Raw genomic sequence first — 19,960 nt, 5'->3', positions numbered from 1 at the left:
GACTAAATCAAGGAACCATTAAAAGTAATTTGAATCAATAATCAATCTTGATCCAAGTAGTTTTCAATTCGCAATATTTATCCATGCTGTGCAGAGATTTATCGCGGCCATTGCCCGATTGTTTGTAGCCGCCAAACGGTACGGTGATGTCGTCATCGTTGTACTGATTCACGTGCACCGTGCCCGCCTTGAGCGCACGCGCGACGCGATGTGCGCGTGAAATGTCGGCAGTCCACAAGCCTGCTTGCAAACCGTAGATCGAATCATTCGCCAGCGCAATAACTTCCTCTTCGGTCTCAAAACTCATGGCGGATAACACCGGGCCAAAAATTTCTTCGCGCGCGATGGTGTGATTTTTGTCGGTCACGAAAATCGTCGGCTCGATGAAATAGCCACCGGACTCCTCACGGCAGCGATTGCCACCGGCGAGTAGTTCCGCGCCTTCGGTTTTGCCCGATTCAATGTATTTCATGACACTGTTCAACTGAATATCATCGACAATCGCACCCATGGTCGTCTCAGGATCCAACGGATCGCCCGGCTTAAATCCGGCCACGTGCGCCGCAACTTTTTTCATGAATTCGTCTTTGATGCTCGCTTGCACATACAGACGGGTCGGCGCATTGCAGCTCTCGCCTTGGTTATAAAATACATTGCCTGCTGCTGCCGCTGCCGCCGCATCCATATCAGGGCAATCGGCAAATACGATGTTCGGCGATTTGCCGCCCAATTCCATCCACGCTCGCTTCAGATTGCTGTTGGCAGCGGCCGCCATGATGCGTTTGCCCACGGCGGTGGAGCCGGTAAATGCGACGCAATCCACGTCCATATGCTCGGCCAAGGCCGCGCCCGCTTCGTGACCAAAGCCGGTAACGACGTTAAACACGCCCGCCGGAATGCCTGCCTCCAAGGCCAACTCGGCCAAGCGCAAACCGGTCAGCGGTGATTTTTCAGAAGGTTTGAGCACCACAGAGTTACCCACGGCCAGGGCTGGTGCAATTTTCCACGCAGTCATGAGCAGCGGATAATTCCACGGCACGATCGCTGCAACCACGCCGACCGGCTCGCGCGTAATCAAGGCGAGCGAGTCGCGCGGCGTCGGTGCGACTTCGTCGTATACCTTGTCAATCGCTTCGCCAAACCAGCGGACGGTATTTTGCGCACTCGCCACGTCCACGGCCAGCGCATTACTGATCGGTTTGCCCATATCCAGCGTCTCGGTCAGCGCCAATTCGTTTTTGCATTCGACGATCAGATCGGCAAAACGAATCAGGATTTCTTTGCGCTTGCGCGGCGACAGGTGCGACCAGCGACCGTCCTCAAACGCTTCGCGCGCGGCTTTAACCGCGATGTCCACGTCGGCTTTGTCACAGCGCGCAACGTCGGTTAGCTTTTGCCCGTTGCACGGACTGATACAGTCAAACGTCGCTCCGGAAACGGCATCCACGCGTCGACCATTGATGAACGCCTGACCATTCAGTTTTAATTGCGCAGCGCGCTCTTTCCAATTCGTCACACTCATTTCATCTCCTTTACTTGTTCGCTTGTGCTTCCAAATACATGGCGGGAAGCACGGCTTCATTGATTTGATGCGCTCATTATAAATCCCGATCTGACGTGCGTTAAGCGGTGATTGAAGTGGACGCGCATTCGCCCCGAAAATGGCTCCTGAATTGATTGTAAAACTGATGGCAAATCAGGCCACTTCCCCTTCGGGATACAAGCATCATACCGCGAACCCTGCCATGCCACCCATGCATTATTTTTACTTTTTTCTCGGAAAAAGTATGCATCTACCAACAAAAAGGGCTAAACTTATCCCTACTTGTTTTCTACCATTTTTATAAACCATCCTGAAAATAAGTTGACCATTATTCACGGAGGAATACATGTCATCCAATCACTCAAGCATCACTCATAAACTCATCTGGGGCTTGGTCGCCATCATTGGCACCGTGGCCTTTGCCTACACGGCGCTCAATCGCGGCGAGACCATCAATGCGATGTGGGTGCTGACCGCGGCAGTCTGTGTGTATTTGATTGCCTATCGTTTTTATAGTTTGTATATTGCCGATAGAGTCTTGCAAGTGGACGGCACGCGCATGACTCCTGCGTTTCGGCACAACGATGGTCTGGACTATGTGCCGACCAATAAAGTCGTGCTGTTTGGTCACCATTTCGCCGCGATTGCCGGCGCCGGCCCTTTGGTCGGTCCGGTGTTGGCCGCGCAAATGGGTTATTTGCCGAGCATGATTTGGATTTTGGTCGGCGTGGTGCTGGCCGGTGCGGTGCAGGACTATATGGTGCTGTTTGTGTCCACGCGCCGCGATGGTCGTTCGCTGGGCGAGTTGATCAAGTCTGAAATGGGGACAGTACCGGGTGTGATCGCGCTGATTGCCTGCTTTATGATTATGATCATCATTTTGGCGGTGTTGGCAATGATTGTGGTCAAAGCTTTGACGCACAGCCCTTGGGGTACGTTCACCGTGGCCTTTACCATTCCGCTGGCGTTTTTCATGGGGATTTACCTGCGCTATATTCGCCCGGGGAAAATTCTCGAAGCGTCCATCATGGGCGTTGCGGGTTTGATTTTTGCAATCATCATCGGTGGTCGCGTAGCAGAAAGTGCCACTTGGGCGCCGTGGTTTGACTTAAGCGGTAATGCCTTGACTTGGGCGTTGGTGATTTATGGCTTTGTCGCCGCCGTTTTGCCGGTTTGGTTGCTGCTCGCACCGCGTGACTATCTGTCCACTTTCTTGAAAATCGGTGCGATTGTCGGCTTGGCCTTGGGGATTGTGGTGCTGATGCCGGAAATGCAAATGCCTGCGGTAACGAAATTCGCGTTCAACGGCAAAGGTCCGGTTTGGGCGGGTAGCCTGTTCCCATTCCTCTTTATTACCATTGCCTGTGGTGCGGTATCGGGTTTCCATGCGTTGATTTCTTCGGGCACTACGCCGAAAATGTTGGCCAAAGAGACTGAAGCGCGCATGATCGGCTATGGTGGTATGCTGATGGAATCATTCGTGGCAATCATGGCTTTGATTTCTGCCTCGATCATTGACCCGGGTGTGTATTTTGCGATGAACAGCCCGATGGGTGCGCTCAATCCAAACGGCTTGCAGGATGTCGCGCTGGCGGCTTCGCAAACGGTGAGCCAATGGGGCTTTGTGATCACGCCTGAAGTACTCAATCAAATCGCTGCCGATGTGGGTGAGAAAAGCATCATCTCGCGTGCAGGTGGCGCTCCAACCCTCGCGGTGGGCATGGCACACATCATTCACCAAGCGCTGGGTGGCTTGGGTTCGATGTCGTTCTGGTACCACTTTGCGATTTTGTTTGAAGCCCTGTTCATTTTGACTGCGGTGGATGCGGGTACGCGTGCGGCACGGTTTATGTTGCAAGACTTGCTCGGTTTGATTAACCCAAGCTTGAAACAAACCCACTCTTTGCCTGCGAACTTGTTGGCAACCGGTATTGTGGTCTCCTCGTGGGGTTACTTCCTGTACATGGGCGTGAACGATCCGCTGGGCGGCATCAATATGCTCTGGCCATTGTTCGGTATTACCAATCAGATGTTGGCGGCGATTGCCCTGATGCTCTGTACCGTGGTTCTGTTCAAGATGAAGCGCCAACAGTACGCTTGGGTAACGATTCTGCCAACCACATGGCTGGTGGTGTGTACCATGTATGCGGGCTGGCTCAAGGTATTCAGCAGCGATCCGGCTGTGGGCTTTTTTGCCAAAGCCAATCAGCTCAAAGCCTTGCTTGCGGGCGGTGAATTCAAACCGAATGCGGTATTCAAATCCGCACAACAGGTCGAACAAGTGATTTTCAACAATCAATTGGACGGTTTCTTGATGGCCGGATTCATGGTCGTGGTACTGGCGATGGTGCTGTTTACCGTACAAGCATGCCGCAAAGCGCTTCAATCCGATCGTCCGACCGCGCAGGAAATTCCGTATGCGCCATTGCCTGCGAACGCCGATGAAATCATCAGAGGCGCAGCGCATTGATGCACTGAATCAGGCTTTAAAGTAAGTACTTAACTGCGGCGGGATGGACATAAACCATCCCGCCCAGACTATCCCACAAAGGACAGGACATGTTTGAAACCCTTGGCAAAGCCGGTAAATATTTGGGGCAAGCCGCGCGCCTGATGGTTGGCATTCCCGACTACGACACCTATGTTCAACACATGCGGCTCAACCACCCCGAGCAAACCCCTATGACCTACGAAGCGTTTTACAACGATCGGGTGGAAGCACGTTACGGAGGCAAGGGCAATGCACGCTGCTGTTAATTCACCGAAATCGCCCTTACCCGTCACCATCTTGACGGGTTTTTTGGGTTCGGGCAAAACCACGCTGATCAATCATTTGCTGCGCCAAGATCAAGACGAACGCATCGCCATCATCGAAAATGAGTTCGGCTCGGTCAATATTGACGGCGCCTTGATTCACCCGCAGGCCAATGTGGAAGTCATCGAATTGAGCAACGGTTGCGTCTGTTGCAGCATTCGCGGCGAATTAAGCGCGGCCTTACAAGATATTTTGGCGAAAATCGATGGCGGAGCGCTGCACATTGACCGGCTGATTTTAGAGACCACCGGCTTGGCCGATCCGGGGCCGATCATCCAAACTTTTTTTGTGGACGAGGTTCTGCGCGAACGCCTGATGCTGGATGCGGTGATTACTTTGGTTGACGCGCACCACATTACCCGACAATTGGACGAGCATCGAGTCGCCTCGGCACAAATTGGCTTTGCCGACCGAATTATTCTGAGCAAAACCGACTTGATCGACGCATCAGAAAAAACCCACGTGCTGTCACGAATTCACCGCATTAACAGCAAAGCAACCATGATCGAGGCCACACACGGCGCACTGCCCAAAGAATCGTGGCTGAACATCGGTGCTTTTGAACTGGATGACGCATTACAATTAAGCCAAGGCGTGTATCAAGCCACAGCCAACCGCCCGCTTGCACCTCAAGCCGCCGACTCAAGCGCAAACTGGTTCAACTTCACCCCTTTTACCTCTTCTACCCTGAGCCAGTCAGAGCAGTCATGGAATGACGACATTCAGTCCTATGCGTTTACGGCGGGTGAGTTGGACCTCAAAAAAATCGGTGCGCTGATGGAACATCTGGTGGAAACCCACGGCAATGACATGCTGCGCTACAAAGGGGTTTTGGCAATAGCGGGCGAGCCGCGTACCTTGATTGTACAAGGCGTGCACAAAGTGGTCGGCTTTGATTATGGCGCAGAGTTTAGAGGTACGCGCCAATCACTGCTGGTCATCATTGGCCGTTATTTGCCTTATGATGCATTGAAACAGGCGTTTATCCAAACGCAAGCCTAAACACCCAAAAAATCCAAACCCGTTGTGACGGTATGCGCGGTGTGTGATTCAAACCACACCAATACCCAAACAATCTTCTGAGTAACCATACACTTAACAGGTGTTTACCCCAGTGTTTGCACAAATCGTGGTGAAAAATCCACATTTTCGTTGCACCAAAATGGAAACAGGCATACAGTTATATTGAGTCGTTAAAGGGTGTTTGTTCGGCACTTTTCTGACTCGACTGCGTACACAGACACCCTTTGTCTTTCAACTGAATCAAAAGACCTCGACCCATTGAGTCCACGAGTTTCATCGTTTCGCTCAATGATGATTTTAATAATATTGATTCATACAGAGCCAAAAAAGGACAGTGATCATGATCTGGGTACATCTTCTTATTGTTTTATTCTTCATTTATTTGGGTACGAGGCTGGGCGGCATCGGCATCGGCTTTGCCGGTGGTCTGGGTGTCGTCGTATTGGCCTTGATGGGTTTAAAACCCGGTCCGATCCCGTTTGACGTGATTTCGATCATCATGTCGGTCATTATGGCGATTGCCGCCATGCAGGTGGCCGGTGGGATGGATTATCTGGTGAAACTGGCGGAAAAAATCCTGCGCAGCCATCCGAAACACATTACCTACCTTGCGCCTGCCGTGACGTACTGGATGACACTGTTCGCCGGTACGGGGCACACCGCATTCTCTACGCTGCCGGTCATTGCCGAAGTCGCCAAAGAACAAGGCATCCGCCCATCACGCCCGCTGTCGATTGCAACCGTGGCTTCGCAAATTGCGATCACCGCATCGCCCATTTCTGCCGCCGTGGTATTTTTGGCCGGTGAATTGGAGAAAAAATTCGGCATCGGTTATCTGCAATTGCTGGCGATTTGGATTCCGACCACCTTTATCGCCTGCATGATTACCGCGTTTTTCTGTAATTTCATGGGCAAAGATTTGGATAAAGACGAGGTATACCAAGACCGCTTGGCCAAAGGCTTGATCCACAAACGCGGCGAACTGCAACTGGAAATCAAACCACATGCCAAACGCTCTGTGCTGATTTTCTTGGCTGCGATCATCGCCGTAATGACCTACGCGACCTTGATCAGTAACAATATTGGCATTATTAAAGACCCGATTTTGAGTCGTGATAACGCCATCATCTCTTTCATGCTCGGTACCGCCGCATTGATCGTGATGCTCTGCAAAATCGACACCTCAAAAATCACCAACGCAGCGACCTTCAAATCCGGTATGTCCGCCGCGATTTGTGTCATGGGTGTGGCTTGGTTGGGTAACACCTTCGTTGGTGCGCACATTGAGGGCATCAAAGCCGCTTCATCCGGTTTGCTCAATAACTATCCGTGGATGCTCGCCGTGGTCTTGTTCATCGCTGCGACTTTGCTGTATTCGCAAGCGGCTACCGCCAAAGCGCTGTATCCGGCTGCGTTGGCCTTGGGCGTATCACCGATTGCGGCAGTGGCCTCGTTTGCCGCTGTGTCTGCGCTGTTCGTTTTGCCGACCTATCCAACGCTGCTCGCAGCGGTGGAAATGGACGATACCGGCTCAACCCGCATCGGTAAATTCGTGTTCAACCACCCGTTCCTATTACCGGGCGTAATCGCAATTTCGCTCTCGGTTGCACTCGGGTTTATCTGGGCAGGTGTTGTGCTGTAAACGGCACGCTCAATGAAAAACAGCGCAGACTTGATCTGCGCTGTTTCTTTTGGTGGTAAACCCATCATCCGCCATGCAATGCTCGCGCATGGTGCGCTATGTGTTCGCCGATAAAACTGGCGATGAAATAGTAGCTGTGATCATATCCCGGGTGCAGGCGCAAAGTCAGCGGGTGTCCGGCGGCCTCACACGCGGCTTGGAGCAATTCCGGTTTGAGTTGTTTGGCCAAAAATTCATCGGCTTGACCTTGATCGACCAACAGCGGTAAACGCTCGGACGCATGAGCGATCAGCGCCACCGTGTCATGCGCTTCCCACGCCAGGCGATCTTCGCCCAAATAGGCGGTAAACGCTTTTTCACCCCAAGGCACTTGGCTCGGTGCCACAATCGGCGAGAACGCCGACACGCTGCGGTACGTTTTCGGATGACGCAAAGCCAAGGTCAATGCGCCATGCCCGCCCATGCTGTGACCGAAAATACCACGCGCGTCTGTGACGGGGAAGTGCTGTTCAATCAGGCTCGGCAGTTCTGTGACCACATAGTCTTCCATACGAAAATGCGCTGACCACGGCGCTTGTGTCGCATTGAGGTAAAAGCCCGCACCTTGTCCCAAATCGTAGGCATCGTCATTGGCCACGCCCTCACCGCGCGGGCTGGTATCTGGCGCTACGATGATGATCTGGTGCTGGGCGGCGTATTGTTGCGCACCCGCTTTGGTGATGAAATTTTGTTCGGTACAGGTCAAGCCCGAAAGCCAGTACAGCACCGGGCATTTTTCACCGGCCAATGCCGCCGGCGGCAGGTACACGCCCACATTCATGTCGCAATCAAGCACCTCGCTGCGGTGTTTCCAGACTTGTTGACTACCGCCGAAACCGGCGTGCTGTTCAATTCGTTCCATGACGATATTTCCTCATAAGGTAAAAAAACAATCGGATGGCACCCATCCGATTGTAAGTTATTGGATATTAGCTCTCTCGGTATGTGCCTTTGGCCTTGGCCGTGTGTGTCGCAATCAAATCCATCAACGCAGGACTGAGGCAATCATACGTGGGCAAACCTTTGTCGGTCAATGCTTGGCGAATCGCCGCCATCTGTGCCGACGGCGTGCCGGTCTCGATGATGGAGGAAACAAATGCGGCAAATCCCGGACCATCCCAGCCGGTTTGTGGCGACAGTTCGGTGTGGATGAAATCCAAACCATAAAACGGGTGATTGTGGTTTTCAATACGGCCGAACAGATGCGTACCACAGCCGGTGCAGGCATGACGCTGAATCGGTGCGGACTCGTCAACGACTTTCAGTTTTTCAGGATGCGCCGTGACCTGAACTTTGTCACGCGGCACCACGCCGACCACGGAGAACAAAGCACCGGCGGGTTTCCAACATTTGCTGCAACCGCAAGCGTGGTTAAACGCGACTTGCGCGCCCACCTGAACCTGCACTGGGTCGCTCGCGCACAGGCACTGCAAAGTACCACCGTTAAAACCTTCCGCACCTTTGGCGATACCATGATCCACCGATGGGTGAAGTGAAAAGCTGCTCATCATCGTCTCCTTTATGCCCTGATACACCTGATAGACACGATACGCCGCCAAGGTATTTGGGCAGATGTATACGCGGATCAGCCGCGTGCCGCCGCCACAGTGTTCAAAATCACATTCAGTAATGAATCACCGTACGAATCGATTTGCCTTCGTGCATCAAGTCAAATGCTTCGTTGATGCGCTCCAACGGCATGGTATGGGTCACAAACGGTGCCAAATCGATTTTGCCCTGCATGGCGTCCTCAACCATACCCGGCAATTGCGTGCGACCTTTGACCCCGCCAAATGCCGAGCCGCGCCACACGCGACCGGTGACCAATTGGAACGGGCGAGTAGAGATTTCCTGCCCCGCTCCGGCCACACCGATGATGACGCTCTCGCCCCAGCCTTTGTGGCAGCATTCCAAAGCGGAACGCATCACGTTGACATTGCCAATACATTCAAATGAAAAGTCCACGCCGCCATCGGTCATGTCCACCAATACGTCTTGAATCGGTTTGTCGTAGTCTTTCGGATTCACACAGTCGGTCGCGCCCATGCTGCGCGCCAATTCAAATTTACTCGGATTGGTGTCCACGCCGATGATACGACCAGCTTTGGCCTGACGCGCACCTTGAACCACCGCCAACCCAATACCGCCCAGACCAAAGACCGCAACGGTGTCGCCCTCCTTGACCTTTGCCGTATTGTGTACCGCGCCGATACCGGTGGTGACGCCGCAACCGAGCAAACACACCTGCTCGTGATTCGCCTCTGGGTTGATTTTTGCCAATGAAATTTCATTCACCACGGTGTATTCGCTGAAGGTGGAGCAACCCATGTAGTGATAAATCGGTTGGCCATTGTAGGAAAAACGCGTCGTGCCATCGGGCATCAAGCCTTTGCCTTGCGTCGCACGCACTTTTTGGCACAAATTGGTTTTGCCTGATAAGCAGAATTTACACTCGCGGCATTCCGCGGTGTACAGCGGAATCACATGATCACCCGGCTTGAGCGTGGTCACGCCTTCACCCACTTCAACCACCACACCCGCGCCCTCATGACCGAGCACCGCAGGGAAAATCCCCTCGGGATCATCGCCCGAGAGGGTAAACGCATCGGTGTGACACACGCCGGTATGCGTGATTTTTACCAATACCTCGCCCTTACGCGGCGGTTCCACATCGATCTCAACGATTTGCAGGGGTTTGCCTGCTTCAAAAGCCACAGCCGCACGTGATTTCATCATTTTCTCCTTATTCATGGAATCGAAGTCTAAATCTCAAAAAATACTATCAACCAGTATAAACATAGGGGCAGTATAAGCCTGATATCAAAACGAAGTCAATCCAATTGCTTGCAATACTTTCATAAAATCTTTATCGGCAATCCATACAAAAAACGGCACAGAAAACTCTGTGCCGTTCAAAGAGATATAAAGGCTCAATACCTTAAGCCGCTTTCCTGCGTTCAGCAATATCTGCCGCCGCCGTAAACAGTACATCAGTGGATGAATTCAACGCCGTTTCGCACGAGTCCTGTACCACACCGATGATGAAACCAACCGCCACGACCTGCGTGGAAATATCATTGCTGATACCAAATAAACTACACGCCATCGGAATCAAGAGCAACGAGCCGCCCGGAACGCCCGAGGCGCCACACGCGCCAATCGCCGCCAAAACACTGAGCAACAACGCCGTCGGAATATCCACTGGAATGCCCAAAGTATGCACCGCCGCCAGCGTCAACACCGAGATGGTCACGGCAGCACCTGCCATATTGATAGTCGCCCCCAACGGGATCGATACGGAGTACGTATCCTCATGCAAGCCCATCTTTTTACACAACGCCATATTCACTGGAATATTCGCCGCCGAACTGCGGGTAAAAAATGCAGTGATGCCGCTTTCGGTCAAACATTGCCATACCAAGGGATACGGATTGCGGCGGATTTTCCACCACACGATCAAAGGATTGAGCACCAGAGCAACAAACAGCATGGAACCAACCAACACCATCAGCAATTGCGCATATTTGAGCAGCTCGCCCAAGCCTGTCGTGGCAATGGTGGACGCCACCAAGCCAAACACACCAATCGGCGCCAGACGAATCACCCAGCGTACAATTTTTGAAATCGACTCTGCGCCCTCATTGAGCAAGAGTTTGGCATTATCGCTGGCATGACGCAAGGTAATGCCCAACAAAATCGCCCAAGTCAAAATACCGATGTAATTCGCGTTAAACAAAGCTTTGACCGGATTATCCGCCACATTCAACACCAAGGTTTTCAGCACCTCGATGATGCCCGATGGCGGCGTTTGCGTCACATCACCCGTGACCAAGGTCAAATTGGTTGGGAACAAGAAACTCGCCAATACCGCGACCAACGCCGCCGCAAAAGTACCCAGCACATACAACACCAAAACCGGCTTGATATACACCTGAGTACCACTCTTATGCTGCGCAATCGCATTGGTCACCAAAACCAGAACCAAGATCGGCGCAACAGCTTTCAAGCCACCGACAAAAAACGCGCCTAAAATTTCAGTCGCTTTGGCCGCCGATGGCGCAATCACCGCCAAAGCAACACCCAAAACCAAGCCAATTAGAATCTGCTGAACCAAACTGCCTTTGGCCAGTTTTGCCAATAAATTTTTTAACATAGTGCCCAACCTTTTTATTTCATTATGAATGAAGCAACAATTATAAGTAATATGAAATAAAATATGAATTTATTTGATCAATTTTGAAAACTACAAAACTAAAATCTAACAATGCCTCTAAAACAAAATTCTTTACTGAATTTTCATTGATTTGAGCTAATGAGTGCCATCAAAATAAAAACAGCGCAGATATTCTGCGCTGTTTTTCTATCAAGCAAAGATATTAGGTCGCATCACGGAATGCCGCCGCGATCTCCGCCTGACGGCGTTTTTCACGTTTTTGCATCCAGATGCTGCCACTAATCAGGACGACGGATACGACGAACACAATCATTGCACCCAAAGCCACCACCACCGGTCGCGTACCTTGGCGCGAGTAGTTCATGATCACGTTTGGCAAGGTTTGTACGCCCGGCCCTTTCAGGAACTCGGAGATCACCACATCATCGAATGAAATGGTGAACACCAACAACCATGCCGAAACCAAGGATTGCGCGATCATCGGCAAAGTCACAAGGAAAAACACTTGCAAGGGTTTGGCGCCCAAATCCAGAGCAGCCTCTTCATACGTCAACGACAGCTCGGACAGACGCGCCTTGATGACCACCGTGGCATACGCCGCGCCCAGCAAACTGTGACCCAAGATAATCGTCCAGTACGCACCGCCTTGTACATGGAACAAATCTTTGAACACAATCAGCAAGGACAAACCGAGTACCACCTCCGGCATCACCAGCGGTGTATTCGCCATGCCTGAGAACAAGGTTTTACCGTTGAATTTGCGATAGCGAACCAACACAAACGCTATCAACGTGCCCAGCACCACCGACAACAAGGCAGTGATGGTGGCCACCCGCAAGGAAGCGAGCAGACCATCAATCACCTGCTGATTTTTAAATAAATCAGCATAATTGTCTAAAGTAAAACCATTCCAGCGCGTTGGCCGCCCCTTGTTGAATGAGAAGATAACCAGAACGACAATGGGCAAGTACAAAAACAGATAAACCATCGCCATCCACATACGAGAGAACCATTTATAATCTTTCATTTGACCTCTCCTGCTTCTTCCTGATATTTATTCAGAATCATCATCGGCACCACCACCAAAACGATAATCGAGATAGCCAAGGCAGACGCCAGCGGCCAATCATTGTTCTGGAAGTATTCACCCGCCAACACACGACCGATCATCAACGTATCCGCACCGCCAAGCAACTGCGGAATCACGTATTCGCCCACACACGGGATGAACACCAGCAACAGACCGGCGATAATCCCCGCTTTAGACAAAGGCACGGTGACCAAGAAGAACGTTTTGAGCGGAGTCGAACCCAAATCCGCCGCCGCTTCCCAATAACGTGAATCAATTTTTGACAGGGTTGAGTACAACGGCAAAATCATGAACGGGATGTACACATAAACCATACCGAACAGCAATGAAAACGAGTTATTCATCATTTTCAAATCTTCACTGATCAAACCCAGGCCATGCAAAGCGCCATTGAGTGTGGTCACAATCACGCCGGAATCACCGAACAACACCTTGATCGCGTAAATACGGATCAACATGGATACCCAGAACGGCAACATCACGAACAACAACATCGTCGGCTGTTTGTCCTGCGGAGCACGCGCCATAAAATAGGCGAACGGATAACCGATCAGCAAACACAAAATCGCCGTCAAACCGGCATAAAACACCGAAGACAAATAGGCTGAACGATAAGGGCCACCCTGAATCAGGTCGGTTAAAATCGGCGCATAGTTATTTTTAAAATGCCAGCCGCCATCCCGGTAAATCGGCAAATAACCACCGCCTTGCACCATTTCCGACACACTCACATTGAGCAGGTACAAAAACGGAATCATCAGCATCAACAGCAGCCATGTGTACGGGCCACCAATCACCAACCAACGCCCCCATTTTGAGCGCAATAAACTGTTTCTCATCGCATGCTCCTCAAATTAATAGGACGGCATGACTGGCACAATCGCGCCCGCCGGCCAAGAAACATACACTTTATCGCCCCAAGTGAATTTGTCACCGGCGTAGCGTTCCGTGTTTTCATATTGCACTTTGATCACGCGCTTACTGCCTTCCAAGCGTACGTGATACAGGGTGTCGGAGCCGAAATAAACCACCTCGACCACCTCGCCATAGCACTGATTGCCGCGATGTGCCGGCGGTGTACGCGACAAATCCATTTTTTCCGGACGAATCGCCACCGACAAAACCGTACCCTTTTCACCCGGAATTGGGTAATCCATCACATGCAAGGCTTCATCGGTCTGAATTTCCACGTGTTGATCGTCATCCACCACGATCTGACCATTTTTGAACAAGTTCACGTTACCGATAAAGTCGGCCACAAATTCAGTGCGTGGCGTTTCATACACCTCGGTTGGTGTTCCGACTTGCAGCAATGAGCCTTCAGACATCACCGCAATGCGCGAAGCCATGGTCATCGCTTCCTCTTGATCGTGCGTTACCATCACGCAGGTCACGCCGACTTTTTCAATAATATTGACCAACTCGATTTGCGTCGCTTCACGCAGCTTTTTGTCCAACGCGCCCAATGGCTCGTCCAGCAGCAACAGTTGAGGCTGCTTGACCAGGCTGCGCGCCAAGGCGACACGCTGCTGCTGACCACCGGACAATTGGTGCGGTTTGCGTTTGGCAAACTTGGTCAGTTGCGTCAGTTTGAGTACATCATCCACGCGCTGTGCGATTTCACCCTTCGCCACGCCCTCGCGACGCAAGCCGAACGCAATGTTGTCCCAGACATTCAAATGCGGGAACAAGGCGTACGATTGGAACATCATATTGATCGGACGATCATACGGTGGAATTTTGGAAATATCGTCACCTGCGAGCAAAATTTTGCCCGAGGTTGGGGTTTCAAAGCCTGCCAACATACGCAGCAAGGTGGATTTGCCACAGCCGGAGCTACCCAACAAGGCAAAAATTTCACCTTTTTCAATGTCAATCGAGACATTGTTCACGGCGGCGTGGTCGCCAAATTTCTTGACGATGTTTTGTATGCTTAAAAAAGGCTGGCCTTTATTACCTGATTGAGTCATTGTCTGCTCCTTCTCATTGTAGGTACTTCTATCAATCCAAACACCACCTATATTACATACCTGTACGAATTGATAGAAGTACTTTTTTATAAACCGAATACTGCTTTGGTGCTGGTTTTGGCACTGTGCGTGCCGTATTTTCTCAAAAAACCCTTGTCTCAAACAGACAAGGGTTTTTCGATTCATCATCGCATTGAATTATTTACCGGTTTTGAATTGACGGAACGCATCATTCATCGCGCGCAATGCCGCCTGATCGGATGGCAAACGACGCGGCGCCATAGTGGCCAGATTTTCTGCACTCAAGAAAATGGTTTTATTATCAGCAAATTTCTTATCAACCAAACCTTGATCCAGTGCGGCTTTGTTCGGAATCGCATAGCCTAACTCATTGGTAATACCAGCGGAGTTTTTCGGATCCAATGAGTAGTTAATCCATGCATAAGCTTGATCCACATTTTTCGCATCCGCAGTGATCGCCATGGTGTCGAAGAACACAATGCCGCCGTGACCGAGCAAGACTTTAATATCCGGATTGCCAGAGCGCTCAGCCGCCATATTCACGTCGCCCGACCACGCCAAGAAGGCACACAAATTGCCATCAGCGATTTCATTGACCACGCTGGAGTCACCAAATTTACGAATGTCGCCACGCACTTTTTTCAGCATATCCAAAGCCACTTGATAATCCGCCGGATTGTTGCTGGACGCGTCTTTACCCAAGTATTGCAGCGCCGCAGGCAAAATTTCAGACGGCGAGTCAATCATGTAAATACCGCAGGATTTCAATTTGCTGGTGTATTCAGGCTTAAACACCAAGTCAAATGGGTTTTCAGGCATCGGCATATCGCCCAAAGCTTTCTTCACTTTGGCTTCGTTAATCCCAACGCCGGTGAAACCCCATGCCCAAGGCACCAAATAGTCGTTATTCGGATCCATTTTGGCGATTTGCGCCATCAAAGCCGGATCCAGGTTTTTGTAGTTCGGCAGTTTGGATTTATCCAACTTCATGAACTTACCTTGCTTGATTTGTACTTCGGCATACGCCGCGCCCGGAATCACCACGTCGTAGCCTGAATTACCAGCGATCAATTTGGCATTCAATGCCTCGTCGGTTTCAAATGTATCGTAGTTCACTTTCGGGCCGACTTCTTCTGTGAAATTGGCCGTGTATTTTTCCGGAATGTATTCTACCCAGTTAAACACGTTCACTTGACCCGTCAATTTGGCCGCTGGTGCGGCTGCTGCTGGTGCGTCCGCCGGTTTATCTGCCGGTTTTGCGGCCTCTTTGCTACCGCCACCACAGGCTGACAATGCGGCAATGGTGAATGATGCCAGCACAGTCATGCCAAAGCGGTTTAATGTATTCATACTCATAAAGGACTCCTATTTTAAAGGCAGGTCAATCAACAAAATAGATGATGAAGCGATGCACCATGATAACCATCATCTCGTATTCATGATGCACCATCGTTCGTCATATCGATTCAAGAATGGTGTATTTTGCACCAATTGGGTATAAAAGGAGGTTATTTATACCATTTTTACCGCATCAACTCAAGGAAGTGCGGAAATATTAGTACAGATCTCTCTCTTTCAAGTCGGCCAAAGTCGCATCCAATGCTTTGCGCGCCAAATCGACCAACTCATCAATTTCCGCATGGCTAATGACCAATGGCGGCGCAATAATCATGCGATCGCCCACGGCGCGCATCACCAAGCCGTTGCCAAAGCAATGACCACGGCAAATCATGCCGACGGCAATACTTTCGTCAAAACGTTCGCCGGTTTCTTTGTTTTTGAGCAGTTCAAAGCCACCGACCAAGCCCAGAGTACGCGCATCAGCGACCAGCGGGTGATCGTTCAATGATTCAAATTTTTCTTTCAAATACGGCGCAGTATCGTTTTTGACTTGGTTGACGATATCGTGTTCCTGCATCAGTTTGATGTTCGCCATCGCCACCGCACATGCGACCGGATGACCGGAGTAGGTGTAACCGTGGTTGAATTCGCCACCTTCTTCGATCAGCACTTTGGCGACGCGATCACCGACCAATACGCCACCGAGCGGGATGTAGCCTGAGGTCACGCCTTTGGCAAAGGTAATCAAATCGGGTTTGAATCCCATGGTTTCGCAGCCGAACCATGTGCCGAGGCGACCGAAGCCGCAAATCACTTCGTCGGAAATAATCAGCACACCGTATTTATCACAAATGCGTTGGATTTCCGGCCAGTAAGTTTTCGGTGGAATGATGACGCCACCCGCACCTTGCACCGGTTCGCCGATGAAGGCGGCCACTTTGTCCGACCCAACTTCGAGGATTTTTTCTTCGAGCCAGCCGGCGGCGATGATGCCGAATTCGTCTTCGGATACGCCCAGTTTCATGCCGTTTTCACGGTAGTAAGGCTGTTCAATGTGGACGATGCCCGGGATCGGCAAATCGCCTTGTTCGTGCATGCCGGTCATACCGCCGAGCGACGCGCCGGCGACGGTCGAGCCGTGGTAGGCATTTTTACGACTGATGACGGTTTTGCGCTGTTTTTGCCCTTTGATGTCCCAGTAGCGACGAACCATGCGCAGATTGGTGTCATTCGACTCGGAACCGGAGCTGCTGTAAAACACGTGGCTAAAGCCTTCAGGTGCGACCTGCGCCAATAGGCTCGCCAACTCAACCGATGGCGGCGTGGTGGTATTGAAAAAGCTGTTGTAGAACGGCAGCACTTTGAGTTGTTCGGTCGCCGCATCAATAATCGACTGCTGGCCATAGCCCATATTGACGCACCACAGGCCACTCATCGCATCGAGGATTTTTTCGTTGTTCGAGTCGTATACGTACACGCCTTCTCCGTGCGTGATGATGCGCGCGCCGCGCGCCGCCAGCGATTTGGTGTCGGTGAACGGGTGGATGAAGTGTGCGGAATCTTTCGCTTGCAATTCTTGGGTATTGACGACGGTCATATTGGCTCCTTTTTTATGGCTTTATGTCATATCTGTCACGCTGAACCGACAAACATGTTGATTTCAGACCACGGAAAAAGTCGGTTGTTACTTTTTCCGTATGATGTTTAAACGGTCAACAACAGATTTTCACGCTCCCACGGGCTGATCACTTTCATGAATTCTTCGTACTCGGCGTCTTTCACCGAAATGTACAGATTCACAAAGTCTTCGCCCAATACTTCGTGCAGCTCAGGGCATTCGTCCAGCGCGTGCAGGGCTTCGCCTAAACTGCGTGGCAATTCAAAATCCAAACCATTGATCGCGCCGACGGTTTCCGCCGTTGGCTCGATTTGGTTTTTAATGCCCAAATAGCCGCACGCCAAGGTGACGGCCAAAGCCACATAAGGATTCGCATCCGAACCGGCAATGCGGTTTTCGACCCGCCGCGCCGCAGGCGATGAAAACGGTACGCGGAAACCTACCGTGCGGTTGTCGCGCCCCCATTGCACATTGATCGGCGCAGAAGCGTTGCGCGTGATGCGACGGTACGAGTTCACATACGGCGCCACCAGCGCCATCGCCAGCGGCATGTATTTTTGCAAACCGCCGATGTAGTGTAAAAACTGATCCGACATGCTGCCATCGGCGCGGCTGAAAATATTATTGCCGGTGTCCAAATCGATCACCGACTGGTGGATGTGCATGGCCGAGCCGGGTTCGCCCTGCATCGGTTTGGCCATGAACGTGGCAAACATATCGTGGCGAATCGCCGCTTCGCGCAGAGTGCGCTTGAAGAAGAACACTTTGTCCGCCAAATCCAAGGGTTTGCCATGCAAGAAGTTAATTTCCATCTGACCCGCACCCACCTCGTGAATCAGCGTGTCTACGTCCAAATCCATCGCCTCGGTGTAGTCGTAAATGTCCTCAAACAGCGGGTCAAATTCGTTCACCGCGTCAATGCTGTACGGCTGGCGACCGGCTTCGCGGCGGCCATTGCGTCCGACCGGCGGAATCAACAATTGATTCGGATCGGTGTTTTTACTCACCAAATAGAACTCCAATTCCGGTGCAACTACCGGCGACCAGCCCTCTTTGGCATACAGGTTTTCCACGCGGCGCAGCACCGAGCGCGGCGCGAACTGCACCAATGAACCGTCGTGGTTAAAGCAGTCGTGCAATACCTGCGCGGTCGCATCCTGCGCCCACGGCACCAAGCGCACGGTGGTCGGGTCGGGGCGCAATTCCATATCGTTGTCCGTCGGTGCAATGATGGAATTGAACACATCGGATTCTGGATATTCACCGGTCACGGTTGCACCGAAAATTGCTTCAGGCAGGCGCATGCCTTTTTCCTCGGAAAATTTATTGCGCGGCAAAATTTTTCCGCGCGCCACACCGGTCAAGTCGGGAACCAAGCATTCAATTTCCGTCACGCGGTTTTCATCAAGCCAACGCTCCATTTCGTGAAACGTGGTGAATTTTTGGAAAGTCATAGGTACTCCTTTAAATAATTGTTCTGTTAATAGTAATGCTGTTTCAATATCGTTTTTATACTCTTTCTATGTCAATGGTGCGTGAACCGAGTCAAAAATCATGTTCGCCTGTACACAGTTACACTCGGCATAGGCTCACTCATCGCCCAACGAGTCCAATTCTGAACGCAAACGCGCCCGTCGATAATCCTTTTGCTCACGGTAGGCGCGGCATGCATCCCCAAAAGCGCCGAACAAGGCCAGCGAATCCGGATTATCCAGCATATTCCATTCGGGATGCCATTGCACCGCCAAACCGAAACTCGGATGAGCGGCAATCCGAAACGCCTCCACCAAGCCATCCGGCGCAAACGCCTCAGCCACCAAACCATTACCCAAACGTTTGATGCCCTGACCATGCACCGAATTGACCATCAATTCGGTTTTGCCCGTGATCGCAGCAATCGCACTGTCGGCTTCCAAACGCACCGGATGCGCCACGGCGTATTGCACCTCCAGCGGCGCGGTCTTGTCCTCGCGGTGATCGTTCAGTCCGGCCACATCGTGTACCGCCTGATGCAATGAGCCGCCAAAGGCCACATTTATTTCCTGAAAACCGCGACACACACCAAAAATCGGAATCCCGCGTGTCAAAGCCTGTCGAATCAACGGAATCGTCACCTCGTCACGAAACACGTCCTGCGGCAAATGCGGCTGGCTGATGGTTTCGCCATACAACTCTGCATTCACATTAGACGGCGAGCCGGACAGAAACACCCCGTCGGCGGTATCGAGCAGCACATCAATGTCCAACTCCTTGCCCATCGCCGGGATAAACAAGGTGGTGCACTGCCCGCCATAAAACACCGCATCGGCATATTTGCGCTGCACCGTATGCGCCGCATGAACACCCACCTGATTGCTGCACGCCGGAATCAACACAATCGCCGAACGTCGATGCCCCGTCGGAATTGCTTTGGACAACGACTCGGATGATGACTGCGAAGCAAGCGAAAAACCGCTCATAAAATACGATCCTTATATCAAAAATCAGTCAAAAATCATTCAAGAACCACCGACCATTGGGCGTCACATCGGTCATGATGAACAGCGACGGTAGGCCAGTATAGAGTAGCGCTTGAACACTCAATAGCGCCACTTATCACCCAAGTTCCGAGCCAATGATCAAGCCCTTAACCATTCAATATGCTCATTATCCCTCATTTTGATGCAGACCACCTCTTTTTGCAA

Annotated in this window: 16 protein-coding genes; 4 read left to right on the top strand and 12 right to left on the bottom strand. The window is 51.5% G+C overall.

What is annotated here, in order from left to right:
- Positions 1 to 34: 34 nt before the first annotated feature.
- Complete coding sequence (locus ACZ41M_RS11835; RefSeq protein ID WP_464730981.1) at positions 35 to 1,522, bottom strand: aldehyde dehydrogenase; 1,488 nt, start codon at positions 1,520 to 1,522, stop codon at positions 35 to 37.
- Between the two features lie 367 nt (positions 1,523 to 1,889).
- Between ACZ41M_RS11835 and cstA the strand changes: the two genes are divergently transcribed.
- The 4 genes from cstA to ACZ41M_RS11815 all read left to right on the top strand — a co-directional run bounded on the left by cstA (position 1,890) and on the right by ACZ41M_RS11815 (position 7,023).
- Positions 1,890 to 4,013 carry a pyruvate/proton symporter CstA gene (gene cstA, locus ACZ41M_RS11830; RefSeq protein ID WP_464730982.1) on the top strand — a complete coding sequence of 708 codons (2,124 nt, stop codon included), beginning with the start codon at positions 1,890 to 1,892 and terminating at the stop codon, positions 4,011 to 4,013.
- An 89-nt stretch (positions 4,014 to 4,102) separates the two neighbouring features.
- A complete protein-coding gene (locus ACZ41M_RS11825; protein WP_464730983.1) occupies positions 4,103 to 4,300 on the top strand; it encodes a YbdD/YjiX family protein in 198 nt (65 codons plus the stop codon).
- Complete coding sequence (locus tag ACZ41M_RS11820; RefSeq protein WP_464730984.1) at positions 4,284 to 5,360, top strand: CobW family GTP-binding protein; 1,077 nt, start codon at positions 4,284 to 4,286, stop codon at positions 5,358 to 5,360. The genes ACZ41M_RS11825 and ACZ41M_RS11820 overlap by 17 nt, the downstream gene beginning before the upstream one ends.
- Positions 5,361 to 5,721: 361 nt before the next feature.
- The gene (locus ACZ41M_RS11815) at positions 5,722 to 7,023 is read left to right on the top strand and encodes an anaerobic C4-dicarboxylate transporter (protein ID WP_464730985.1); all 1,302 of its coding nucleotides are present in this window, start codon (positions 5,722 to 5,724) and stop codon (positions 7,021 to 7,023) included.
- Between the two features lie 64 nt (positions 7,024 to 7,087).
- On the opposite strand, the gene fghA is transcribed toward ACZ41M_RS11815, so the two are convergent.
- The 11 genes from fghA to ACZ41M_RS11760 all read right to left on the bottom strand — a co-directional run bounded on the left by fghA (position 7,088) and on the right by ACZ41M_RS11760 (position 19,735).
- Complete coding sequence (fghA, locus tag ACZ41M_RS11810; RefSeq protein ID WP_464730986.1) at positions 7,088 to 7,924, bottom strand: S-formylglutathione hydrolase; 837 nt, start codon at positions 7,922 to 7,924, stop codon at positions 7,088 to 7,090.
- 67 nt (positions 7,925 to 7,991) lie between these two features.
- Complete coding sequence (gene gfa / locus ACZ41M_RS11805; protein WP_464730987.1) at positions 7,992 to 8,570, bottom strand: S-(hydroxymethyl)glutathione synthase; 579 nt, start codon at positions 8,568 to 8,570, stop codon at positions 7,992 to 7,994.
- A 115-nt stretch (positions 8,571 to 8,685) separates the two neighbouring features.
- Positions 8,686 to 9,795 (bottom strand): S-(hydroxymethyl)glutathione dehydrogenase/class III alcohol dehydrogenase, encoded by a 1,110-nt coding sequence (locus ACZ41M_RS11800; RefSeq protein ID WP_464732142.1) that lies wholly within the window; start codon positions 9,793 to 9,795, stop codon positions 8,686 to 8,688.
- Positions 9,796 to 10,000: 205 nt separating this feature from the next.
- Positions 10,001 to 11,215 carry a serine/threonine transporter SstT gene (sstT, locus tag ACZ41M_RS11795; protein ID WP_464730988.1) on the bottom strand — a complete coding sequence of 405 codons (1,215 nt, stop codon included), beginning with the start codon at positions 11,213 to 11,215 and terminating at the stop codon, positions 10,001 to 10,003.
- 223 nt (positions 11,216 to 11,438) lie between these two features.
- Positions 11,439 to 12,263, bottom strand: coding sequence for an ABC transporter permease (locus tag ACZ41M_RS11790; RefSeq protein ID WP_464730989.1), 825 nt, complete (start codon positions 12,261 to 12,263; stop codon positions 11,439 to 11,441).
- On the bottom strand, positions 12,260 to 13,165 hold the full coding sequence (locus ACZ41M_RS11785; protein WP_464730990.1) for an ABC transporter permease: 906 nt from the start codon (positions 13,163 to 13,165) through the stop codon (positions 12,260 to 12,262). The genes ACZ41M_RS11790 and ACZ41M_RS11785 overlap by 4 nt, the downstream gene beginning before the upstream one ends.
- 15 nt (positions 13,166 to 13,180) lie before the next feature.
- The gene (locus ACZ41M_RS11780) at positions 13,181 to 14,296 is read right to left on the bottom strand and encodes an ABC transporter ATP-binding protein (protein WP_464730991.1); all 1,116 of its coding nucleotides are present in this window, start codon (positions 14,294 to 14,296) and stop codon (positions 13,181 to 13,183) included.
- Between the two features lie 198 nt (positions 14,297 to 14,494).
- Complete coding sequence (locus tag ACZ41M_RS11775; protein ID WP_464730992.1) at positions 14,495 to 15,673, bottom strand: extracellular solute-binding protein; 1,179 nt, start codon at positions 15,671 to 15,673, stop codon at positions 14,495 to 14,497.
- Between the two features lie 199 nt (positions 15,674 to 15,872).
- The gene (locus ACZ41M_RS11770; protein ID WP_464730993.1) at positions 15,873 to 17,255 is read right to left on the bottom strand and encodes an aspartate aminotransferase family protein; all 1,383 of its coding nucleotides are present in this window, start codon (positions 17,253 to 17,255) and stop codon (positions 15,873 to 15,875) included.
- A 107-nt stretch (positions 17,256 to 17,362) separates the two neighbouring features.
- The gene (locus tag ACZ41M_RS11765) at positions 17,363 to 18,730 is read right to left on the bottom strand and encodes a glutamine synthetase family protein (protein WP_464730994.1); all 1,368 of its coding nucleotides are present in this window, start codon (positions 18,728 to 18,730) and stop codon (positions 17,363 to 17,365) included.
- Between the two features lie 135 nt (positions 18,731 to 18,865).
- Positions 18,866 to 19,735 carry a gamma-glutamyl-gamma-aminobutyrate hydrolase family protein gene (locus ACZ41M_RS11760; RefSeq protein WP_464730995.1) on the bottom strand — a complete coding sequence of 290 codons (870 nt, stop codon included), beginning with the start codon at positions 19,733 to 19,735 and terminating at the stop codon, positions 18,866 to 18,868.
- Positions 19,736 to 19,960 lie beyond the last annotated feature (225 nt).

Source organism: Puribacter membranae, from assembly GCF_055380425.1.
The sequence above is the reverse complement of the archived record's forward strand: the minus strand, read 5'-3'. Positions and strand labels throughout refer to the sequence as shown.